This window comes from Rossellomorea aquimaris TF-12 (genome assembly GCF_001648555.1).
Taxonomy (GTDB): Bacteria; Bacillota; Bacilli; order Bacillales; family Bacillaceae_B; genus Rossellomorea; species Rossellomorea aquimaris.
The window spans coordinates 74,131-95,596 of the sequence record NZ_LQXM01000026.1; the positions used below are offsets into that span (position 1 = coordinate 74,131).

Sequence of the window (21,466 nt, forward strand, 5' to 3'; positions counted from 1 at the left end):
CGTTAACAGAAAGGAGAAGTGAGAAATGAGAAATGTCGTTATTACAGCAGCACTTCGAACACCGGTAGGGGCATTTGGGGGAGTGTTTAAAAATCTCTTGCCAACCGATTTAATTGTTCCCGTTATGAAAGAGGCCGCAAATCAAAGTGGGCTATCAGCAAATGATATTGATGAAGTCATATTAGGACATTGTATTCAACGTACGGACCAACCTAACACAGCAAGAACAGCTGCTTTATTAGCTGAATTTGATGACACAACAACAGGTTACACCATTCAAAGGCAGTGTGCCAGTGGAATGCAGGCCATTATTTCTGGAGCTATGCAAATACAAACAGGTTTATCAGACATCGTATTAGCTGGTGGAGTAGAAGCAATGAGTTCTAGCCCTTATATCTTAAATCAACATCGATTTGGGCAAAGACTTCAGCACGGAGAAATTCGAGACTCTGTCTGGGAAGTCCTTGAAGATCCAATTCATGGAATTATGATGGGGGAAACGGCAGAAAATCTTGCAGAAATCCATTCGATTTCTCGTGAAGAACAAGACGAATTTGCTGTTCTTAGTCATCAGAGAGCAGTAACAGCCATGGAGAACGGATATTTTGATTCTCAAATCGTTCCTATCACAGTGAAGGAACGTAAAGGGGAAAAGGTTATTGAAAAAGATGAAAGTCCTCGATCTGGATTAACAGTAGACATGCTGGAGAAGCTAAAGCCAGCTTTTAGAAAAGGTGGATCAGTTACTGCTGGTAACTCATCCAGCTTAAATGATGGAGGGGCTGCATTAATTTTAATGAGTGAGGAAGAAGCGGAACGAAGAGGGCTGCAGCCTCTGGGGAGAATTGCTGGCTTCTCCGTAGCTGGTGTTGACCCGAAGGTAATGGGGATCGGACCGGTTCCTTCGATTCAAAAAGGGATACATAAGAAAAATTGGTCGCTGGATGAAATCGATTTATTTGAAGTGAATGAAGCCTTTGCAGCCCAATACCTTGCAGTAGAAAAAGAGCTTGGATTAGAAAGGGAAAAAGTGAATGTGAACGGCAGCGGAATCAGCATCGGCCATCCAGTCGGATGTACTGGAGCAAGGCTTGTCGTGTCACTCGTTCATGAATTGAAGCGTCGACAATTGAAAAAAGGAATTGCTTCTTTATGTGTTGGTGGAGGAATGGGAGCTACTGTCTTAATTGAAGGAATGTAATGGTAGAGTGCTAGTTCTTTAGGGAACTAGTGCTTTTTTATAGTATTGGGTAACTAGAATTGTTTGTTATGAGTAATCAATCCAAATTTACAATGGCGGTGGAATAAACGACTGGAACCGTGAGCATGTATGGGCGAAATCACACGGTGATTTCGGTACAGCACAAGGGACAGGGACGGACCTCCACCATTTGCACCTACTGAAGTTACAGTGAATTCATTGAGAGGAAACTTGGATTTTGACAACGGAGGATCTCAGCATAATGAAGCACCTGGAAATTATTATGACAGTGATTCCTGGGAACCTCGTGATGAAGTAAAAGGCGACGTGGCAAGAATGATTTTTTATATGTATGTACGGTATGAAGGTGACAATGGGGAATTGGATTTAGAATTAAATAGTGTAGTTAATAATGGGAGTGCGCCATGTCACGGGAAAATGAGTGTTCTTCTTCAATGGCATGCACAGGACCCTGTTGATTCAAGAGAAATTAGACGTAATAATTTGATTTTTGAACGATATTAAGGAAATCGAAATCCTTTTATTGACCACCCAGAGTGGGCAGAAAAGATTGGGTAAAGTTTTTATAAAACGGTTAGGAATTCCTAACCGTATTTTTATGGAATGTAACTCTTTTGTAACCAACTCCTTTTATGATTAAAGTATTCAAAAAAAGGAGGAGATGAGTATGGAAAGAGTCACAGATTGGTTGCGAAAGCGATCAATGATCTCTCCTGATAGAGTTGCGTTAATCAATGATTCAATAAATGAAACAATCAGCTACCACTTATTAGATGAACGAGCATCTAAGTGGGCTCAATATATGAAGGAAAAAGGGATAAGCAAAGGAGACAGAGTGGCATACGTTTCTAAAAATGATTCTGTATGCTTTGAGATTTTGTTTGCATGTGGAAAGATAGGAGCCATTTTTGTTCCTTTGAATTGGCGGCTATCCCCTTCTGAAATCGATTCGATTGTATCGGACTGTACACCTAAGTTAATTTTTTATAAAAAAGAATTTCAATCTCTTATATCAAGCCTTCTATTAAACAATCCACACCAATGTTTAGAGGGAATATCAGCATCTGTCTATGGTAAAACAAATGGTTTAACTTCATTCACTTCACTTGTATTAGACGATCCTTGGATGATGATCTACACAGGTGGTACAACAGGAAGTCCTAAGGGAGTAGTGCTGTCACATCGATCCGTTACAGCTAATGCGATGAACACGATTATTAGTTGGAACCTTGAAGAAGAGGATTGTACCATAACGTATTTACCAACCTTCCATACAGGAGGAATTAATGCATTATCACTTCCTTTATTAATGGTTGGTGGGAAGGTCGTGATGGCAGAACGTTTTGAGCCTATTGGAGCAATAGATGCTTTGAATGAGTATGGATGTAGCATTGTACTGCTTGTACCGACTATGTACCATTTACTAATGGAAAATGAAGAGTTTAAACAGACGCCTTTTCCAAAAATGAAGGTATTCCTATCAGGTGGGGCACCTTGTCCAGGGAAGGTGTATGATTTTTTTAGAGAAAAACAAATACAGTTTAAAGAAGGCTATGGTTTAACAGAGGCAGGTCCTAATAACTTTTACATTGACCCTTGTAAAATGAAAAAAGGTTCCGTGGGAAAAGCCATGATGTTCAATCAAGTGAAGATTATAGATGAGGATGGTCACTCAGTTCCTCAAGGAGAAGTAGGGGAACTGTTGCTAGGGGGAGATCATCTTTTTAAAGAGTATTGGCAGAATCCAACTCAAACCAAAATGGTATTACGAAATGGATGGTTACATACTGGAGACCTGGCAAAGGTTGATGGTGAAGAGGATTACTACATCGTCGGAAGAAAAAAAGACATGATTATTTCTGGTGGAGAAAACATTTATCCTCAAGAAATCGAACATTGGTTATGTGAGCACCATGCTGTTTCAGAATGTGCGGTTATTGGCGTGCCACATAAAAAATGGGGAGAAGTTGTTACGGCGTTTATTACGATTCGGCAAGGTAGGAACCTGACAGCTGAAGAAGTGAAAATGTATTGTCAACAAAAATTTGGAGCTTATAAAATCCCGAAAAACGTTCATTTCATCAAGGAACTTCCGAAAACTGATGTAGGAAAAGTGAATAAGAAATCACTAGTGAAACTTTTTCAAGAGCAATAAAGGAAAAGGACCTCTATATCTCGAAATAGAAATCGAGGTGAAAAGAATGAAGGCATTGTTAACGGGAACAAGAATTTACTTATCCGGATTTGAGGACGAGGATGTTCCATACATCAAAAAGTGGAATGGAAATGAAGGGGTTCAAAGGTTGCTGGATGCCCTTCCACCAAAACCAAAGTCAGTAGAAGAAATCAAAAAGTGGATTGGCGAGAAAGAGAATACAGCTTTCCGCTTCGCTATAAGGTTAAAGGAAGATGCAAGAATCATAGGGTATGTAGAGTTAGATGGAATACTATGGACCCATCGAGTAGGTTGGGTAAGTATAGCGATTGGAGAAGAAGAGTTTTGGGGAAATGGTTATGGAAAAGAGGCATTGGAATGTCTTTTATCATATGCTTTCCAAGAACTTAACCTATATCGACTGCAATTAACGGTCTTCTCATATAATAAAAGAGCCATTCGATTGTATGAATCATTAGGGTTTAAAAAGGAAGGTAGCTTCCGACAATTCTTACAAAGAGACGGAGCACGTTATGATATGGACCTGTTTGGGTTACTAGTGGACGAATGGAAGGAAGGGTGAGTGCACCCTTCTTTTTTTGATGGTGGTTTATAGAGGAGGATTGTATGAATATTAAAGGATTTAATCATTTAACAATCAATTGTAGAAGCTTGGAGGAATCACTTAATTTTTACAGAGATATATTAGGAGCAGACCTAGTACACAAAGGGAATAAGGATGCCTATGTAGAGTGGGGTTCGATTTGGATATGCCTTCTGGAAAAAGAACAGATGCCTTCAACGCTTAAAGGGTTAGGAGTTGACCATATTGCTTTTACTATAAGTGAAGAGGACTTTCATATGGCAGTCGAAACGTTAAAGAGTAAGAGAGTAAAAATAGTACGAGGACCAGTCAAGAGAGGAAGGGGGTGGACGATTAATTTTCTAGCTCCAGACGGAGTGCAGTTTGAGCTGCATACGTCTAACCTGAAAGAGAGAATGGAAATATGGACATGATTTTTTTCTAAGAAGAAAAATTCTTTTCACGCTGTTGAAGGAACAATAAAATGCCCATAAAGAAATTGAAAATAAAGCACCCTATTAATAATAAAAGAGTTTGCATGTAAGAAAGGTGCATAATGACTAAGGGAGCAATGCTTGTTCCCCCTAAAAGGATAAAAGAATAGAAGCTGAGGGCTTGACTACGACCATCACCACTAAACTCTCCAATAAGGGTGAGCATAGTTGGGATTAACAATGAGATAGATGAGACAAATAGAATAGAAGAAAGTAATAAAAGGATGGAAAAACTGATTTCCAAATAAAAAAATGAGAAAATAAAGCTGAAAAGGGCAAGGGATATTCCTAGAAAAAGAGTTTTTAAAGCACCCATTTTTTGTAGTAAATTCCCAGTGTAAAATGACAGGATCACACCTAATAAACCAACGATTCGGACTTGAAATAGAAGCTTGGGTTCGAAAGGTAAATAACGCGTCAAACTGTCATAGTAAGCTACGAAAGAGGATAGCAAGGTGAACACAATCCCATAACAAATAATGAGCTGTTTGTTTAAGAGAAGTTTGTACATAGTCACTAATTGATTTGAAACGGATACACTTTTAGCTCCAGTAGACGGGAGATTGTTTCTCCCCAGGATAAAGAGGCTGAAGTAAACAATGGAAAAGAAAAGGAACACGAAATACCAGTGACTAAATGCAGTGATGATCTCACTTAATAATTGACCAAGAATCCCGGCAAATAAAAAACCTGAGTTGATGAAGACCAGAAGAAGAGTTCTTCTTTTACCATCGAATAAGTCAAATGTGTATGCAAAAGCAACAGGTGCAAAACTACCTAAACAAAATCCTTGTATTCCCCTAGAAATAAGCAAAGTCCAAAAATCAAATGAAGCCATGACAAATCCAGTTGAGATTGCTGAAGCAAGCATTCCCCACACAAGAATTTCTTTTTTACCATAACGATCAGCGATGTTTGAGAAGGTTAGCAATCCACACGCATAAAAAAATGTAAAAGAACTTCCGGCAACAACTACATCCCTTGAGGAAATAGTAAGTGCTGAAGCAATTTCATTGTATATAGGTATGAAAGTGTATATGTTACAAGCGACCATTATCCCCATGACAACTAAAAGGATGGAAATCACTCTGAATGAAGCTTTCAAGTTTTTATCAACTCCCCTATCCTTACTTTATGCTGTGTTTATCCAAATATTTTCAAGAAAGAATGAAGCAGGAAAGACTTGTTGTAGCACAAGATGTATTATAATGAACCTATACAAAAATTCACTATACCTTTTGGTTAAAATAGAATAAACAATAGATAAGGAGTGAAGGGATGGCTGTGAGATTTATTCTGGGACGCTCAGGTACGGGGAAGACGTATCGAATATTAAATGAAATGAAACAGAGTTTATTGGAGCAACCAAATGGCAATCCAATCATCTATATCGTACCTGATCAGATGTCATTTATATCAGAATATGAATTAGTGAATACACCTGGACTAAACGGGATGATTCGTGGACAAGTATTTAGTTTCACAAGGCTCGCATGGAAAATCCTCCAAGAGACAGGGGGGATGAGTCGTTATCATCTGTCTACTGTAGGATTAAACATGATGATTCGTAAAATCATTGATGAGAATAAGGAAAACTTACATATTTTCACTAAAGCTTCAGATAAACCAGGATTTATTGATCATGTTGAGGCTATGCTGACTGAATTTAAACGATATTGTGTGAAGCCCGAGGAAATTCAGGAGCATATTGAAACAAGTGAAGGCACCAAAGTACTTCACGATAAACTACATGACCTTGAGCTGATTTATACAAAGTTTGAAGAAAAGCTTTTTGGAAAATATATCGACTCTGAAGATTATTTTCAATTATTAGCTGACAATGTGAAAAACTCAGAGCTTCTTAAGGATGCAGAAATTTATATTGATGGGTTCCACAGTTTTACGCCACAAGAATATTTAATTATCGATCAACTGATTCAACACAGTCATAGAGTATCCATAGCCTTAACGACGAATTCTGAACACCAGCTGGGTGCTATGAATGAATTAAGCTTGTTTAGAATGACCAATGAGACGTACCACACTTTACAGGACATTTGTTACGGAGCAGGAAAAAGGGTAGAAGAGGAAATTTTGGTAAAGCCGATACGTTATAAAAATGAAGCTATGCTTCATATAGAACGTCACTTTGAAGACAGACCAACGGTACCCCTGCATGAAACAGAAGATATTGTCTTTATCGAAGCGGCCAATCGCCGGGCTGAAGTGGAAGGTGTTGCAAGAGAAATTCGGAAATTGGCCAGGGATAAGGGGTATCGTTATAAAGATATCGCTGTACTTGTTCGTAATAGCCAGGACTATCGAGACAAGGTTGAGACGGTTTTTCAAGATCATGACATTCCTTTTTTCTTAGATCAGAAACGAACAATGCTAAACCATCCACTGATTGAATTGATTCGTTCTACTCTTGAGATTATGAACTCTAACTGGAGATATGAACCAGTATTTAGGGCAGTGAAAACAGATTTATTGTTTCCTTATCAGAAGAACCCAACTGAGTTAAGAGAGCAGATGGATCGATTAGAAAACTATGTTCTTGCTTATGGAATAAAAGGAGATCGCTGGACAAGAAAGGATCGCTGGAAATATAGGCGCTTTAGAGGCCTTGAAGGGGTAGACGCTCCACAGACAGATCGAGAAAAACAATTGGAACATGAAATTAATGAGCTACGACTATTTATTTCAGCTCCTATTATCCGATTAGGTAAAAGGCTGAAGAAACAGTCTACTGGAAGAGAATTTTGTGAAACAATCTATTTGTATTTAGAAGAGTTGGATATACCGGCAAAATTAGAACGTTTAAGAATCGAGGCAGAAGAGCGCGGGGATTTGGTTGCAGCCAGAGAGCATGATCAAGCTTGGTCAGCTGTTATGGATCTGTTAGATCAATTTGTAGAAATGCTTGGGGATGAAAAGACGACCATGAAGAAATTCTCCGCAATTCTAGATGCCGGGATTGAATCAATGAAGTTTTCTCTAGTTCCTCCTGCCATCGACCAAGTCATTATTGCAGATTTAGAGAAGTCGAGATTGGGAGATATTAAAGCAGCTTTTATCATTGGAGTGAATGATGGGGTTCTTCCAGCAAAAATGAACGAAGACGGGGTTCTCTCTGATGAAGATCGTGAAGTCTTATTAAATAAGGGATTTCAGATAGCTCCAAGTAATCGGACAAAGCTATTAGATGAAGAATTTATTGCTTATAAAGCATTTACAACGCCGAGTGAAAAATTGTTTGTGAGTTATCCAATTGCAAACGAAGAGGGAAAAGCCCTGCTTCCTTCATCATTCATAAAACGATTAAATGAGATGTTTCCCGGAGCAACGAAGCAGCTTCTTATTAATGAGCCTTCAGAGCTTTCAGAAGAGGAACAATTACATTATGTGAGTCATCCTAATGTAACCATTTCTCATTTAACTTCCCAATTACAGCTAAAAAAAAGAAACTATCCTATATTCGATTTTTGGTGGGATGTTTATAATTTCTACGCCTCGTCCCATGAATGGAAATGGCATTCTCAGCACATTTTATCAAGCTTGTCTTATCAAAATAAGGCGAAGCAGCTTACTGAAGAAGCAAGCAAGGATTTATATGGAGACCATATCCTGGCAAGTGTTTCAAGAATGGAGCTTTTTCATAGTTGTCCGTTTTCTCATTTTGCCAGTCACGGATTAAAGCTCCGGGAAAGAGACTTTTTTAAACTTGAAGCACCTGATATAGGTGATATGTTCCATTCGGCATTAAAGTGGATTTCTGAAGAGGTTGAGAGACACGGGTTGACATGGGCAGCCCTAACAAAGGCACAGTGTCTGCAATTAGCAAAAGAAGCAGTTCTGATGCTTGCACCAAAGCTTCAACATCAAATTTTATTAAGCTCCAATCGCCATTATTATATTGCTCAGAAGCTGGAGCAGATTATTAGTCGGGCCAGTCTCATTTTAAGTGAACATGCAAAGGCTAGCGGATTTATTCCAGTTGGGGTGGAATTAGGATTTGGTCCGAATGCAACCCTTCCTCCATTTCAATTTCAACTGAGAAATGGAACAAAAATGGAGCTTCAAGGAAGAATTGACAGAGTCGATAAAGCGGAAGATCCAAATGGGGTATACTTGCGGATTGTTGATTATAAATCAAGCGCACGAGATCTTGATATGACAGAAGTATACTATGGACTCGCCCTCCAGATGCTGACGTATTTAGATATCGTTCTTACGAATTCTAAGCAATTTGTAGGTAAAGAAGCAAAGCCTGCGGGTGTATTGTATTTCCATGTTCATAATCCTATGATCAATAGTAAAAAGATTTTAACTTTAGACCAAATCGAGAAAGAAATTTTTAAGAGCTTTAAAATGAAAGGACTCGTTCTTGGTGAATCAGACATCATACGGTTAATGGATCAAACCTTAGATACAGGAAGTTCAGAGATTGTCTCGGCAGGTATTAAAAAGGATGGTACTTTATCATCCCGTTCTAAGGCAGCATCAGGTGAAGAATTTCATTATATGCGTAAGCATGTAAGAAGGCTCTATGAATCATCGGGCAACCGAATCATTTCAGGTGAAACAGACATTTCACCATACAAGCTAAAAGATAAAACGCCTTGTCAGTTCTGCTCCTTCCGTTCAGTCTGTCAATTTGATCAGTCATTAGATGAAAATGAATACAGAGTACTGCCAACGGCAAAAGCAGATGATGTATTAGCCAAAGTGAGAGAGGAGGTAGATGGAAATGAATAAAAGTACGATTCCAGCAAAGCCCGATCATGTAACATGGACGGATGATCAATGGAAGGCTATTTGGGCGAAGGGCCAAGACATTCTGGTCGCAGCAGCTGCAGGTTCTGGGAAAACGGCAGTTCTTGTAGAGAGAATGATTCAAAAGATTCTTTCGGAAGAAGAACGAATGGATGTTGATGAACTATTAGTCGTAACCTTTACGAATGCCTCAGCTGCGGAGATGAGACATCGGATTGGACAGGCATTAGAAAAAGCAATAGACGAAGATCCACATTCGCATCACTTGCGTAAGCAATTAAGCCTTTTGAATCGCGCTTCAATTTCAACTCTTCACTCCTTTTGCTTAGAAGTGATCCGGAAGTATTATTATTTAATCGACATCGACCCTGGCTTCCGTATTGCAGATGAAACAGAAGGGGATTTACTGCGAGATGAAGTACTGGATGAATTGTTTGAAGAAGAATATGGTAAAGAAAATAATACTCCATTCTTTCATTTAGTAGATACATTTACAAATGACCGAAGCGATGGTGCACTTCAAAATATGCTTCGCAGACTGTATGATTTTTCCCGTTCTCATCCTAATCCAGAGGTATGGCTAAGAGAATTGAAGAACATGTATGACATGGAAGAAGGAATACGAATTGATGAATTGCCTTTTATAGAGCCTTTGCGAATAGATATCCAATTACAGCTTCAAGGCGCAAAGAGTTTATTTCAACGGGCATTAGATCTTACTCGTGTTCCTGGAGGGCCGTCACCAAGGGCTGAAAATTTTATAGATGATCTTAATCTTGTCGAAGGATTAATAGGAAGTCACGAAACGTCCTGGCAGTCTTTATACGAAAGCATGCAAACGTTGCATTTTACAAAATTAAAAACATGTCGCGGCGCGGACTTTAATAAAGATATCGTTGATGAAGCCAAGAAGCTACGTGATCAAGGAAAGAAAATGTTGGAAAAGCTGCAAGAGGACTTTTTCTCAAGAAGGCCAGAATCCTTCTTAGAGGATATGAAAAAAATGAAAGGTATCATTCATACTCTTTCTGAGATAGTCATTGAGTTTGGACATCGTTTCAGGCGTGTAAAAGAAGAGAAGGGTTTGGTGGACTTTGCTGATTTGGAGCACTTTTGTTTAGAAATTCTAAGTGATCCATCAAGTTCAGAAGTGCTTATTCCTTCAGATGCAGCGAAGCAATACAAGAAATCCTTCAAGGAAGTTTTAATAGACGAATATCAAGATACAAATATGGTTCAAGAGTCCATTCTACTACTCATTACAGAAGAAAAAGAAGAAGAAGGAAATCGATTTATGGTAGGGGATGTAAAACAATCCATTTATCGTTTTCGATTGGCAGAACCAAATTTATTTTTAGGTAAATACAATCGGTTTCTTCCTTCCGGTGGTCAAGCTGGTTTGAAAATTGATTTATCTCAAAATTTCAGAAGTAGAAAAGAAGTATTAGATGGAACCAACTTCTTATTTAAACAAATTATGGGTGCCTCTGTTGGCGAAATGGACTACAACAAAGAAGCGGAACTTGTAAAAGGAGCACCTTATCCAGAGGATCGAACCTACCCAATTGAAGTGGCCATCATTAATCAAGAGTCGAATGAACCGTCCCCTGTGAGTACAGATGATGAAGAAGCTGCCGTTTTTGATGAAGGAGACATTGAAAAATCGGTCCTTGAAGCAAGGTACATGGCGAATAAAATCAAAACCATGATTAATGAGAAAACACCTATCTATGATCCGAAAACAAATACAGAACGTCCGATTCAGTATCGAGACATCGTGATTTTACTCCGTTCCATGCCATGGGCTTCTGAAATCATGGAAGAATTTAAGAGAAACGGAATCCCTATTTATGCGAATTTATCAACGGGATATTTTGAAGCAACAGAGATTGCGATTATGCTTTCATTGTTAAAGGTGATTGATAATCCGTATCAAGACATTCCGCTTGCATCAGTTCTGCGTTCACCCATTGTGGGATTAAACGAAAAGGGATTAGCAAGTATCCGAATTCATTCAAGATCAGGCACTTATTATGAAGCCATGAAATTTTTTGCAAGAGAAAAGCCGAGCAATCCCCTTGAGGAGGAAACATTTGAAAAAGTGAAGGTGTTTCTTTATCATCTTGAAAACTGGAGAACAAAGGCACGTCAAGGTTCTGTTACAGAGTTAATCTGGCAGCTATATCGAGATACTCGATTTTACGATTATGTTGGTGGGATGGCTGGAGGAAAACAACGACAGGCAAACCTAAGAGCATTATATGACCGAGCTAGACAATATGAATCAACGTCATTTAGAGGTTTGTTTCGCTTTCTGCGATTTATTGACCGGATGAGAGAAAGAGGAGATGACCTGGGTGTGGCCAGAGCCTTAAGTGAACAGGAGGATGTTGTTCGATTAATGACGATACACTCCAGTAAAGGTCTTGAGTTTCCTGTTGTTTTCGTAGCCGGTATGAGTAAGCAATTTAATTTAATGGATTTAAACGCATCCTATTTATTGGATAAAGACTTAGGTCTAGCCGCAAAATACACGGACCCGGAAAAACGAATCAGCTACCCATCCCTGTCTCAATTAGCATTTAAACGTAAGAAACGTATGGAAGCAATATCTGAAGAAATGCGTGTGCTATATGTGGCATTAACACGTGCAAAGGAAAGGTTAATTCTGATTGGAACAGTTAAGAGTTTGGAAAAATCCATCCAGAAATGGCAGGGAGCGCTGGGGCAATCGGAATGGCTGTTGTCTGATTATGAGCGTGCCCAAGCAAGTTCATATCTTGATTGGATAGGTCCGTCCCTCATGCGTCATCCTCATTGTGAAGATTTGCAGAGTGGATCTGTTTTGGGGGATCGAGGGGTTGTGGAGGAGATCGCAGGGCATCCTTCTTGTTGGGAGATTGTTACCATTCATAAAGATGAATTAATTGTTGAGGACGAACAAACGGTTGATGAGGAGGATGACTGGAAGGAACAAGTGGAAAAGGGTCTTGAAGTTCATGTGAATTCAGATTTGAAAGAAGAAGTCTATCGACGTCTTTCCTGGAAATACCCTAATCAAAGTGCCACAAATCTTCGTTCAAAACAGTCGGTTTCCGAATTGAAGAGAATGGTTGAATTAAGGGATGAAGCATCGAGTATAGACATTCTAAGACGTCAACAGAAGCCTGTGTATAACCGACCTAGATTCATGCAATCAAAAGAGCTGTCTCCATCAGAACGCGGAACAGCAATGCATACGGTCATGCAGCATCTTTCCTTTAGCAGGGGAACACCATCAAGGGTAGAAGTAGAGGATTTGTTGATCACTCTTGTGAAAAAAGAAATACTAACCGATGAACAGAGGGAAGCCATTTTAGTGGATAATATTATAGGATTCTTAGAAGGTGAGTTGGGTCAAAGACTGATAAAAGCAACTGAGATTCATAGAGAAATCCCATTTAGTATGAGCGTCCCATTACGTGAAATATCCGAAACAGGTGAAGGGGCTGCTGAAGAAACGATTCTTGTTCAAGGAGTAATTGATTGTGTATTCAGAGATGACAGTGGACTTGTTCTCTTAGATTATAAGACTGATGGAATTCATGATCGATATACTAATGGTTTCGAGGAAGCGAAACCGGTCCTTGAGGAACGTTACAGGGTTCAGATTGAACTGTACACAAGAGCGATAGAATCAATTTGGAAGGAAGAAGTGTCTCAGAAGTATCTTTACTTCTTTGACGGAGGTCATGCTCTAGGTCTATAAAGAAAAGCCACTCTAAAGACCAAGGTCTATGGAGTGGTTTTTTCATACGGCTTTACTTAAAGGCCTCCATCTGAGAAGCTGATTATGTTATTACTTTCACCAATATTAGGGAATACATATGATATCGATTGAATTGGGATGTGATTTAATGGGTCGGAAAACCATTGGCACGTGTGAACTCTGTTCTCGTCAGCAAGTTGAAACGACGATTCATCATTTAACACCTAAAGAAGTAGGGGGAACCTTTATGCCCACAGCTCAGCTCTGTATTCCATGTCATAAGCAAATACATAACCTCTATACCAATGATGAATTAGGTGTACGTTTAAACACCATAGAAGGATTAAAACAAAACGAAAAAATCCGTCGGTTTATAAAATGGATACGGAAACAGCCCTCTTCTAAATTAGTGAAAACGAAGAAAAGCAATGAGAGAAAAAGTAAGAAAATATAAAGAAACAAAAATAGGCGGCTTTAAAATGGATTGGGAGGCTCACCGCCCGCCCCGCGGAAAGAGAGTATCCTCTCACTGCAATCAATTATTACTTTCTTATCTGAAATAGCAACAATCTTTACGAAATGAGCAAATAAAAAACAAGAAACCATTATATTTAGGATTCTTGTTTTTTAATTGTTCCCAGTTATCGGTTGATCCACCACATTACAATCAAAAGTAGTGTTTACACTAAAAACATTATAGCTTAATTGAAAGGGACCTGTATTAAATCCACCTGATCCTGCAGTGGTCTTAGAAGCAGACTTAGGTGAAATAATGGCAGTGTCACCAAATTGGACGGTACCTCCACCAACACTAAGAATTGAGACGGGTCCTATTATAGCAGGCATGATAAACATCCTTTTTTCGTAGTCTATATGATTAACTTATGTGAAGCATGAAAGAAGGTTCATTGTTTTTCTCTTACTGAAGTTCATACCTTCATTAATTTTCCCCTTCAATGCTTTCAATAGTTTTGGGTTCTTCACCAATCTTTTGCTCCAGTTGGCGTATGTTTTTCACTCTTGTTTCCATGTACACCATAGATGTATTTCCAATGTGAATGACGGATGAAAAAGAGGTAGCGCCTATATTCACATTGTTTACCTTAATGGGGCAAAGGTTTAATCGATTCACTTTTATAGTGGGGTCAATTGTTGGAAGTACGATTGAAGCTTGAAATACTCTTGAATCTAAGCTTCCTTCACTTGTAAGGAAAAACTCCTTTTCTCTTTGAACGGCAAATGCTCGTGATTGAGCGGAAATATTATCTGAATCCCCCAATTGGTAAACGGAACTAAAAGCTAAAGTGACTCCTTCTAATTTATTTACAATTGAATAGCGTTTAAACATATTAACCTTTTGGAGTAAGAGGGACGAAAGGACCAATGATTAAAGATTCAGGTGGTGTGTCAAAGGCAGATGCAAGTTGAATTACGTCAGCATCGCCGATTAGGACCAGTGAGGAACTGGCGACTCCTGCTATCTCAATGTTTCCTACTGTTAATTCCCGATTAATCACTTGAAGGTTCATCGTTTTTCATTCCTTCCATATTTTCTGGAGCTTGAGACATAAACGAGTATAGAGCTGTTTGAATATCATTTTTAATTTTAGAAATAATTTTTCTTTCCCATTCACCATCTGAATGCTTTTCTTCGATAAAAGGGATGTTTTCTAAATAGAAGTCAATACGTTGTGGCATTTGATTTAATAAGTCCTGTTGAATCATCTCATAATAAGATGGCTCAAGTGAGCGTTGAAATTGCATTTCATTATCCTGAATCAAGGAGGGCAATTCTTTCTCAATATACGATTGAATCTCTGAAGAAATCCGTTCTCGATAAGGGGTTAGGTCTTTAACAGATTTTGTTTTCCCGTTTTGGTCAACGACGAAATCGTCAATCGTCTCTTTTAAGTTATTAGGGTTAATTCCTATATTTAACGTTCCGTCAAGAGATTCGACTTTTAGTTGATCAAATTTATACTCGATTTTTTCCACATTTATTTTAGGAGAATCCTTTAAAGAGGTAAGCTCATTTGAAAGTTCATTCACTTGTTTTTCTAACGCGACAATTTTTGTATTGAGCATTTCAATATATTGATACAGCTGCTGGGGGGACATATAATATTGATTCAAATTACCACCTCTTTCTTTACAATTAAACTTTAGGAAGGAGATTGAAGCGGAACTAATGGTGCGGCAGGAGGAATGCCTTTTCCATTTTTCTCAGCTTTTGGAGCAGGTTCTAAATATCCCCCTGTATTATATAGATAGGAGTTTGGTGTGATTTGACCACATGTCCCTATCTGGAGAACAGAGGAATTAGACATTCCTCCTATTCTAATATATTGAATTTGTATAGATTGCTGAACATAATAATTCATTAGGCATCACACTCATAGGTTAAAGTTAATTCCTTGATCCATTCCATCATCATCCACGGTATAGGTTAACGAGCTTTCATTATAGACGGATATTCCACGTCCTGTTATAAATGAACCGGCTCCTGCAAAGGTTTTAGCAGTAGATTGTGGACTTATTGTAAAGACATCACCAATGTGAAAAACCCCACTGGATCCTACATTTATGACTTGAGCAATTCCGACAATTGCGGGCATTACTACTCACACCTTTAAGACAAAGTTAATTATTGTTATTCTATGTGAGATATAAGAATAGGTGATAATCGCCTAATTTATCATTTCAAGTTAAAATAGATACTGAATCTACATTTTTGGAGGACAAAACTATGAATACTTTATCGCCAACAGGCAAAGCAGACCGAATAATAAATTTGGATGTGATAAGAGGATTTTCTTTGTTAGGTATTTTATTGATTAATATGATTTCCTTTCACTCACCGTTTCTGTATATAGATCCATACACTTGGTGGAAAACGCCTGAAGATATTGCGCTTTATCCTTGGATTGACGTTCTGATACAAGCTAGTTTTTATCCTCTGTTTGCTATTGTTTTTGGATATGGATTAGCGATTCAGCAGCAACGGGCAGATTCAAAGGGAATTTCATTTTACCTATTTGGAATAAGAAGACTGTTAGTATTATTAGTGTTTGGGTGTGTTCACGCGTTTCTAATATGGTCAGGTGACATTCTGATTAACTATGCTATTTTTGGATTGTTGCTTCTTCTGTTCATGAGGTTTAAAGGGAAAGTGTTGTTGTGGATTGGCGGATTACTATTTCTTTTGCCTCAATTGTTTTTTAGTATTTTATTAGTACTAATGACTTTTGCTGACCCAACAGGTGTCCAGCACTTCACAAATATTGTTGCACTTCAGGATTCTGTTGCAGCGTATAGTTCAGGAAGTTTTTCAGATATAATGAATCAAAGATTTCAAGATTGGTATGCTGTTAATTCCCCAGAAAATATATTATTTTTATTATTGTCTATTTTACCAATGATGATGATTGGAGCTGGGGCTAGTAAGCTGCGATTGTTAGAAAAAGTAGAGCAATATAAATATAGATGGATGGTTATTGGTGTTAGTGCATTTATGATTGGTGTAATCGTAAAATTACTGCCATTTGTCATTGATTCAAACTTTGCTTATTCTTATATTCAAGACTTTTTTGGAGGTCCTTTCTTATCAGTATCTTATGCAATAATCCTTTCTTTATTATTATTGAATGAAAAAATCAAGAATTGGAGCAAGCCAATCGCATCTGTCGGAAGAATGAGTTTAACGAATTATTTATTCCAATCGATCATTGGTACTTTCATCTTTTATTCTTACGGTCTTGGGCTGTATGGTGAGGTCACATTAACAACAGGAACTTTGTTGGCAGTTGGAATATATCTCATCCAAGTATTACTGTCTGAAATTTGGCTATCAAAATTTTCTTATGGGCCAGCTGAAAAAGTTTGGAGAATAGTAAGTTACGGAAAAAGTCATTTGGTCAAAAAAGGAGAATAATAGATGGTCGCAAAGGGGAGTGTTCAAATATGAAATTTGCCAGCTTTAAAATAAACGAAAGTGAAACCTACGGAGTTGTTGAACAAGGTCTTTTGATTGATCTTGTTGGATTAATGAAAGATATCAAGTGTGACCTTTCATTTCCAAATGAGTTGCTTCAAGGGATTGAAGAGGGAGAAGAATTCATAGACAGAGTTTTACAGATTCTTCGAAAAGCAGGAGAAAAAGTAAAGGAACATTCTTATGAGGAATCAATGATTACTTGGCTATCCCCTGTTCCCAATGTAAAAAGGAATATTATTTGCGTAGGAAAAAATTATCGTGATCATGCCATTGAAATGGGCAGTGAAAAGGAAATTCCTAAAGACATCATGATTTTTACGAAAGCAACCAATACAGTAGTAGGTCATCAACAGACTGTATTCCATCATGAAGAGCTGACTCAAGAGTTAGATTATGAAGGGGAACTTGCTGTAGTTATTGGGAAAAAAGGAAAGTGTATTCCTCCTGAAAAGGCACTGGATTTTATTTTTGGCTATACAATCGTAAATGACATTACTGCTCGTGATTTGCAAAAAAAGCACAGTCAATTTTTCATCGGTAAAAGCCTGGATACAACCTGTCCAATGGGGCCGGTGGTTGTAACGAAGGATGAGATTGATGACCCCCATAGCTTAAACATTACAACAAGAATTAACACTGAAATACGTCAGCAATCAAATACGAGAGAAATGATTTTTACTATTCCTTACATTATTTCTACCTTATCTAAGGGAATGACCCTTGAAGCGGGAGATATCATTGCAACTGGAACCCCAGCTGGTGTTGGTAAGGGGTTTAGCCCGCCACGATTTTTAAAAAAAGGTGATATTGTGGAAGTGTCAATAGAGTCGGTAGGAGTTTTGACAAATCAGTTACAGGCTTAGGTTAAAGTTTCTGTTCGTACAAAGACTATGGTAATATTATGAGCGTAAACAATCTATTTGTGGGAGGTTCGCTATGTTTGATCAAACACATGCCCATATAACAACATGGGTGATCGCCATTATTCTCTTTTTTGTAGCAGTAGGATTACATAATGCAGGTAAGAATAAAGGCATGAAAATTGTACACATGGTTTTAAGACTTTTTTACTTATTAATCATTTTGACAGGTTCACTACTGTTCTGGAAGCACTCAGGAATTGATCCTGCCCTATACGGAATTAAAGGGTTGGTAGGTATTTGGGTCATTGGTATGTTCGAAATGTTATTAGTAAGAATGAACAAAGGAAAGAGTACAAAAATATTTTGGATACTGCTTATCTTATCTCTTGTTATTGTTCTTTATTTAGGATTGAGTTTACCACTTGGGTGGTAATATAATTAGAGCTGACTTTTTGGTCAGCTCTTTTTTTTGCCCATTTACTTAAAATATATATCCATATCTGTCGAATTGTGGTATTTTGATAGAAACAATGTCTATGAAGTAGGTGTAGAACATGGTTAAGACTTTTCAATATATATATAGTGATGTACAATCTTTAAGGTTTTTTATACAAGAAAATGATTTAGATCAATATCCTTCTCTCCTCATACAAGCCTTCGTCGGACATTCTTCTCATTCTTTCATTCAACATCTACAAATGGAAATAAATCACTTATTACCCCAAGGAAACCTCATTGGCTGCAGTTCAAACGGTCAAGTAGTGGAAGGTACGTTAGTTTCTGATATTGTTCTTTGCTTTACAGTATTTGAGAAAACAGAAATGAAAGCATTATTAAAAGAAAAAAGCGTCTCCAGTCATCAGGACGGTCAAGAAATATATGATGAAATAGTCAGATTTGATACGAAAGCAATCATCTTGTTTGCCAGTCACATAAAATTAGACATTCCTGGATTTCTAGAAGGTATATCAGAGCGAGGCGACGAGATCAAGGTGGTTGGTGGAGTGGCCTCAGATCAACGTTCATCCAGACCATCCTACGTATTTACTAATAATTCCATATCAAGTGAGGGATTCGCATCGGTTTCCTTGAACGGTCATGAACTATCTGTTCATACCTATGCCATTGAGGAATGGCAAGAAGTAGGACCTACCTTTGAAATTACGAAAGCGAAAGGCAACATCATTTACGAAATAAACCATAAAAAACCGCTTCAACTAATTGAAAGGTATTTAGGGAAATCATTTGTTCACGATCTCCCTGATTCTTCTATTGAGTTTCCTTTCTTAATGAAAGATGGTTCTGAAAAAATTGCCGTTTATGTGATTAATGTATTGTCTCAAGGCAGAATAGAAGTGAGTCGCCCTGTGGCATTTGGAGATAAAGTAACCTTTGGGTTTGTGAATGTTAAGGATTTAATGAAATCAACAACAAAACAATTAAATCAATTAAAACATCACCCAATGGAGACTCACTTTGTATATAATTGTGTAGCCAGAAGAAGATATATTAAAGATTTTACAGATCAAGAGCTAACCATGCTTAATCAGATTGCGCCTGTGAGCGGTTTCTTTTCTTACGGTGAATTCGGTTTGAGTCGAGATAATAAACCGAAAATGATCGCACACTCATTAACTTATCTAGGATTATCTGAAACCGTTAAAACCCCTTTGGAAAATATGAAATTTAACTTTCAATTGACTCCTGAAGCAAATGCCATGATGTCCTTAACCAATTTAATTAACACGGCTGCTGTTGATATCAAGACGCTAAATAAAGATATCCAAGTATCTGAGGAATATTATCGATCGTTGTTTGATAATAATACTGATTTTGTTTACAGTACCGATTTAAAGGGACGTTTTACTTCTGTTAATCCGTCATTTGTGAAAACCTTTGGGTATAGTGAGGAAGAAATTATCGGGAAATCTGCCCTTAACTTCATTTATAAGGAAGACCGACAAAGAGTGAGGCGTCACTTTTACCGTGCCATGAACGGGAGAGAACAGTACTACGATCTTCCAATTGAATCTAAAACTGGAGTAGAGAATTACTTCCAGATTAAAAATATACCTATTACCATTAACGGGGAATGTGTGGGGATATTTGGAATTGGAAGAGATGTCACTCAGGAGCGACAAAATGAAAAGAAAATCACCCAATTAGCTTACTTTGACGGGGAAACAGAATTACCCAATAAATTAAAGTTCAGAGAAATAGTTGATGAAAAAATAGCCATAGCCAATAAGAAAAAGAGGCAACTTGCCATTCTATTTCTTGATATGGATCGTTTTAAAATGATTAATGATACTTTGGGACATTCGGCAGGGGATTTAATTATAAAAGAGTTATCTGAGCGAATTCAAAGGACATTACCAAAGGGAGCCTACTTAGGTCGTTTTAGTGGAGATAAGTTCACTGTATTACTTTCGAAAAATGTGAATGAGCACTTTATATCCACCGTAACAGAATCGATTTTAAAAACCATTCAGGACCCTTTCTCCTATCAAGGGAAGGAATTCTATATTACTGTCAGTATTGGTGTAGGGATGTATCCGAAAGATGGAATGGAATCAGCAGAGCTTTTACGGAATGCAGATTCTGCTTTAAACCGGGCAAAAGAAAAGGGAGGAAATAACACAGCTTATTTCTCATCAGATATGAATGATGAATCACTTCGAAAGGTCGAAATGGAAGCTCATATGCGAAAAGCGATTGAAAGACAGGAGTTTTTCATTGCCTTTCAACCGATTATTCAAGTGTCTGATGGTACATTAGTTGGCTGCGAAGCATTATTAAGGTGGCAGCATCCAACTTGGGGCTTAATTTCACCTGTAAATTTCATCCCTCTGGCAGAAGAAACAGGTTTAATTCAAGATATAGGTAAGTGGGTACTAGTTGAATCATGTATTCAACTGAAAAAATGGTTAGATTCACAAAAAGGAGACTTTTATATTTCTGTCAATGTATCTGCCCATCAATTCCAAAATCCAATGTTTCTTTCTGATGTTAAAGATGCTTTGATGATTACTGGACTGCCTCCAGAATATCTTTGTTTAGAGTTAACAGAGACGATTATGTTGCATGATGCTGCTCATACTATTGAAGTAATGAAGTCTTTAGCGGATTTAGGGGTGAAGCTTGCTATTGATGACTTTGGAACGGGTTATTCCTCTTTAAGTTATTTGAAGCATTTACCCCTGCGCATCTTGAAAATTGATCGATCATTTGTTCAGAATATGAATCATAATACTCCAGACATAGCCATTGTTCAATCTGTTTCCATGATGGGAAAAGGTTTGAATATGAAGGTGGTTGCTGAAGGTGTAGAGACCTCTCAGCAATTAGAACTTCTAAAAGGTCTCGGATGTGATTTTGCTCAAGGATACTTGTTTGAAAAACCAATGTCTTTAGAGCGAATGGATGAGTTTTTAGAAGAAAATAATTTGGTGACGCTCCATCAGCCGTAATACACAAAAAAAGCTACGGTGTTTCCATTAACGTTTTTATGATCAAAACATAGAAAACATAATAAATGTCGCATAAAAAGCATGATGATTAGCAATTCAATCATCATGCTTTTTGATTACTTTTTTATAAGATAAACCTACTTATTATGGTGCTGTTAAAG

18 protein-coding genes and 1 pseudogene are annotated in these 21,466 nt (G+C 37.8%); 12 read left to right on the plus strand and 7 right to left on the minus strand.

Features of this window, described 5'->3' with window-relative positions; genetic code table 11:
* The first annotated feature begins 25 nt into the window (after positions 1 to 25).
* The 5 genes and pseudogenes from IQI_RS08365 to IQI_RS08385 all read left to right on the plus strand — a co-directional run bounded on the left by IQI_RS08365 (position 26) and on the right by IQI_RS08385 (position 4,394).
* A complete protein-coding gene (locus IQI_RS08365) occupies positions 26 to 1,201 on the plus strand; it encodes a thiolase family protein (RefSeq protein WP_064092198.1) in 1,176 nt (391 codons plus the stop codon).
* A 91-nt stretch (positions 1,202 to 1,292) separates the two neighbouring features.
* Positions 1,293 to 1,726, plus strand: a pseudogene (locus tag IQI_RS08370) (endonuclease I family protein); the annotation flags it as partial.
* Positions 1,727 to 1,889: 163 nt separating this feature from the next.
* Positions 1,890 to 3,377, plus strand: coding sequence for a class I adenylate-forming enzyme family protein (locus IQI_RS08375; RefSeq protein ID WP_328585735.1), 1,488 nt, complete (start codon positions 1,890 to 1,892; stop codon positions 3,375 to 3,377).
* Between the two features lie 46 nt (positions 3,378 to 3,423).
* Entirely contained in the window at positions 3,424 to 3,960 is a 537-nt protein-coding gene (locus IQI_RS08380; protein WP_064092200.1) for a GNAT family N-acetyltransferase, read from the plus strand.
* Positions 3,961 to 4,004: 44 nt separating this feature from the next.
* Complete coding sequence (locus IQI_RS08385; RefSeq protein WP_064092201.1) at positions 4,005 to 4,394, plus strand: VOC family protein; 390 nt, start codon at positions 4,005 to 4,007, stop codon at positions 4,392 to 4,394.
* A 7-nt stretch (positions 4,395 to 4,401) separates the two neighbouring features.
* On the opposite strand, the gene IQI_RS08390 is transcribed toward IQI_RS08385, so the two are convergent.
* A complete protein-coding gene (locus tag IQI_RS08390) occupies positions 4,402 to 5,559 on the minus strand; it encodes an MFS transporter (protein ID WP_064092202.1) in 1,158 nt (385 codons plus the stop codon).
* Between the two features lie 173 nt (positions 5,560 to 5,732).
* Here IQI_RS08390 and addB point away from each other — a divergent pair, with 173 nt between their 5' ends.
* From addB to IQI_RS08405, 3 genes are all read left to right on the plus strand, one after another.
* The gene (gene addB / locus IQI_RS08395) at positions 5,733 to 9,212 is read left to right on the plus strand and encodes a helicase-exonuclease AddAB subunit AddB (protein WP_064092203.1); all 3,480 of its coding nucleotides are present in this window, start codon (positions 5,733 to 5,735) and stop codon (positions 9,210 to 9,212) included.
* Positions 9,205 to 12,978 carry a helicase-exonuclease AddAB subunit AddA gene (addA, locus tag IQI_RS08400; RefSeq protein WP_064092204.1) on the plus strand — a complete coding sequence of 1,258 codons (3,774 nt, stop codon included), beginning with the start codon at positions 9,205 to 9,207 and terminating at the stop codon, positions 12,976 to 12,978. Before addB ends, addA begins: the two co-directional genes overlap by 8 nt.
* Positions 12,979 to 13,126: 148 nt before the next feature.
* Positions 13,127 to 13,432, plus strand: a complete 306-nt coding sequence (locus IQI_RS08405; protein WP_064092205.1) for a hypothetical protein — start codon at positions 13,127 to 13,129, stop codon at positions 13,430 to 13,432.
* Between the two features lie 173 nt (positions 13,433 to 13,605).
* Here IQI_RS08405 and IQI_RS08410 read toward each other — a convergent pair whose 3' ends face one another.
* From IQI_RS08410 to IQI_RS08435, 6 genes are all read right to left on the minus strand, one after another.
* Positions 13,606 to 13,824 (minus strand): spore germination protein, encoded by a 219-nt coding sequence (locus tag IQI_RS08410; protein ID WP_064092206.1) that lies wholly within the window; start codon positions 13,822 to 13,824, stop codon positions 13,606 to 13,608.
* 94 nt (positions 13,825 to 13,918) lie between these two features.
* Positions 13,919 to 14,326, minus strand: coding sequence for a spore germination protein GerPE (locus IQI_RS08415; RefSeq protein WP_064092207.1), 408 nt, complete (start codon positions 14,324 to 14,326; stop codon positions 13,919 to 13,921).
* A 1-nt stretch (position 14,327) separates the two neighbouring features.
* Positions 14,328 to 14,507: a hypothetical protein gene (locus tag IQI_RS08420; RefSeq protein ID WP_064092208.1), complete on the minus strand. Its 180-nt coding sequence runs from the start codon at positions 14,505 to 14,507 to the stop codon at positions 14,328 to 14,330.
* On the minus strand, positions 14,488 to 15,111 hold the full coding sequence (gene gerPC, locus IQI_RS08425; RefSeq protein ID WP_064092209.1) for a spore germination protein GerPC: 624 nt from the start codon (positions 15,109 to 15,111) through the stop codon (positions 14,488 to 14,490). The genes IQI_RS08420 and gerPC overlap by 20 nt, the downstream gene beginning before the upstream one ends.
* A gap of 29 nt (positions 15,112 to 15,140) precedes the next feature.
* Positions 15,141 to 15,359 (minus strand): spore germination protein GerPB, encoded by a 219-nt coding sequence (locus IQI_RS08430; protein ID WP_064092210.1) that lies wholly within the window; start codon positions 15,357 to 15,359, stop codon positions 15,141 to 15,143.
* 12 nt (positions 15,360 to 15,371) lie between these two features.
* Positions 15,372 to 15,593 carry a spore germination protein gene (locus IQI_RS08435; protein WP_064092211.1) on the minus strand — a complete coding sequence of 74 codons (222 nt, stop codon included), beginning with the start codon at positions 15,591 to 15,593 and terminating at the stop codon, positions 15,372 to 15,374.
* A gap of 131 nt (positions 15,594 to 15,724) precedes the next feature.
* Between IQI_RS08435 and IQI_RS08440 the strand changes: the two genes are divergently transcribed.
* From IQI_RS08440 to IQI_RS08455, 4 genes are all read left to right on the plus strand, one after another.
* The gene (locus tag IQI_RS08440; protein WP_064092212.1) at positions 15,725 to 16,909 is read left to right on the plus strand and encodes a DUF418 domain-containing protein; all 1,185 of its coding nucleotides are present in this window, start codon (positions 15,725 to 15,727) and stop codon (positions 16,907 to 16,909) included.
* 29 nt (positions 16,910 to 16,938) lie between these two features.
* The gene (locus IQI_RS08445; protein WP_064092213.1) at positions 16,939 to 17,835 is read left to right on the plus strand and encodes a fumarylacetoacetate hydrolase family protein; all 897 of its coding nucleotides are present in this window, start codon (positions 16,939 to 16,941) and stop codon (positions 17,833 to 17,835) included.
* Between the two features lie 73 nt (positions 17,836 to 17,908).
* On the plus strand, positions 17,909 to 18,268 hold the full coding sequence (locus tag IQI_RS08450; protein ID WP_064092214.1) for a YisL family protein: 360 nt from the start codon (positions 17,909 to 17,911) through the stop codon (positions 18,266 to 18,268).
* Between the two features lie 121 nt (positions 18,269 to 18,389).
* Positions 18,390 to 21,305 (plus strand): bifunctional diguanylate cyclase/phosphodiesterase, encoded by a 2,916-nt coding sequence (locus tag IQI_RS08455; protein ID WP_064092215.1) that lies wholly within the window; start codon positions 18,390 to 18,392, stop codon positions 21,303 to 21,305.
* Positions 21,306 to 21,466 lie beyond the last annotated feature (161 nt).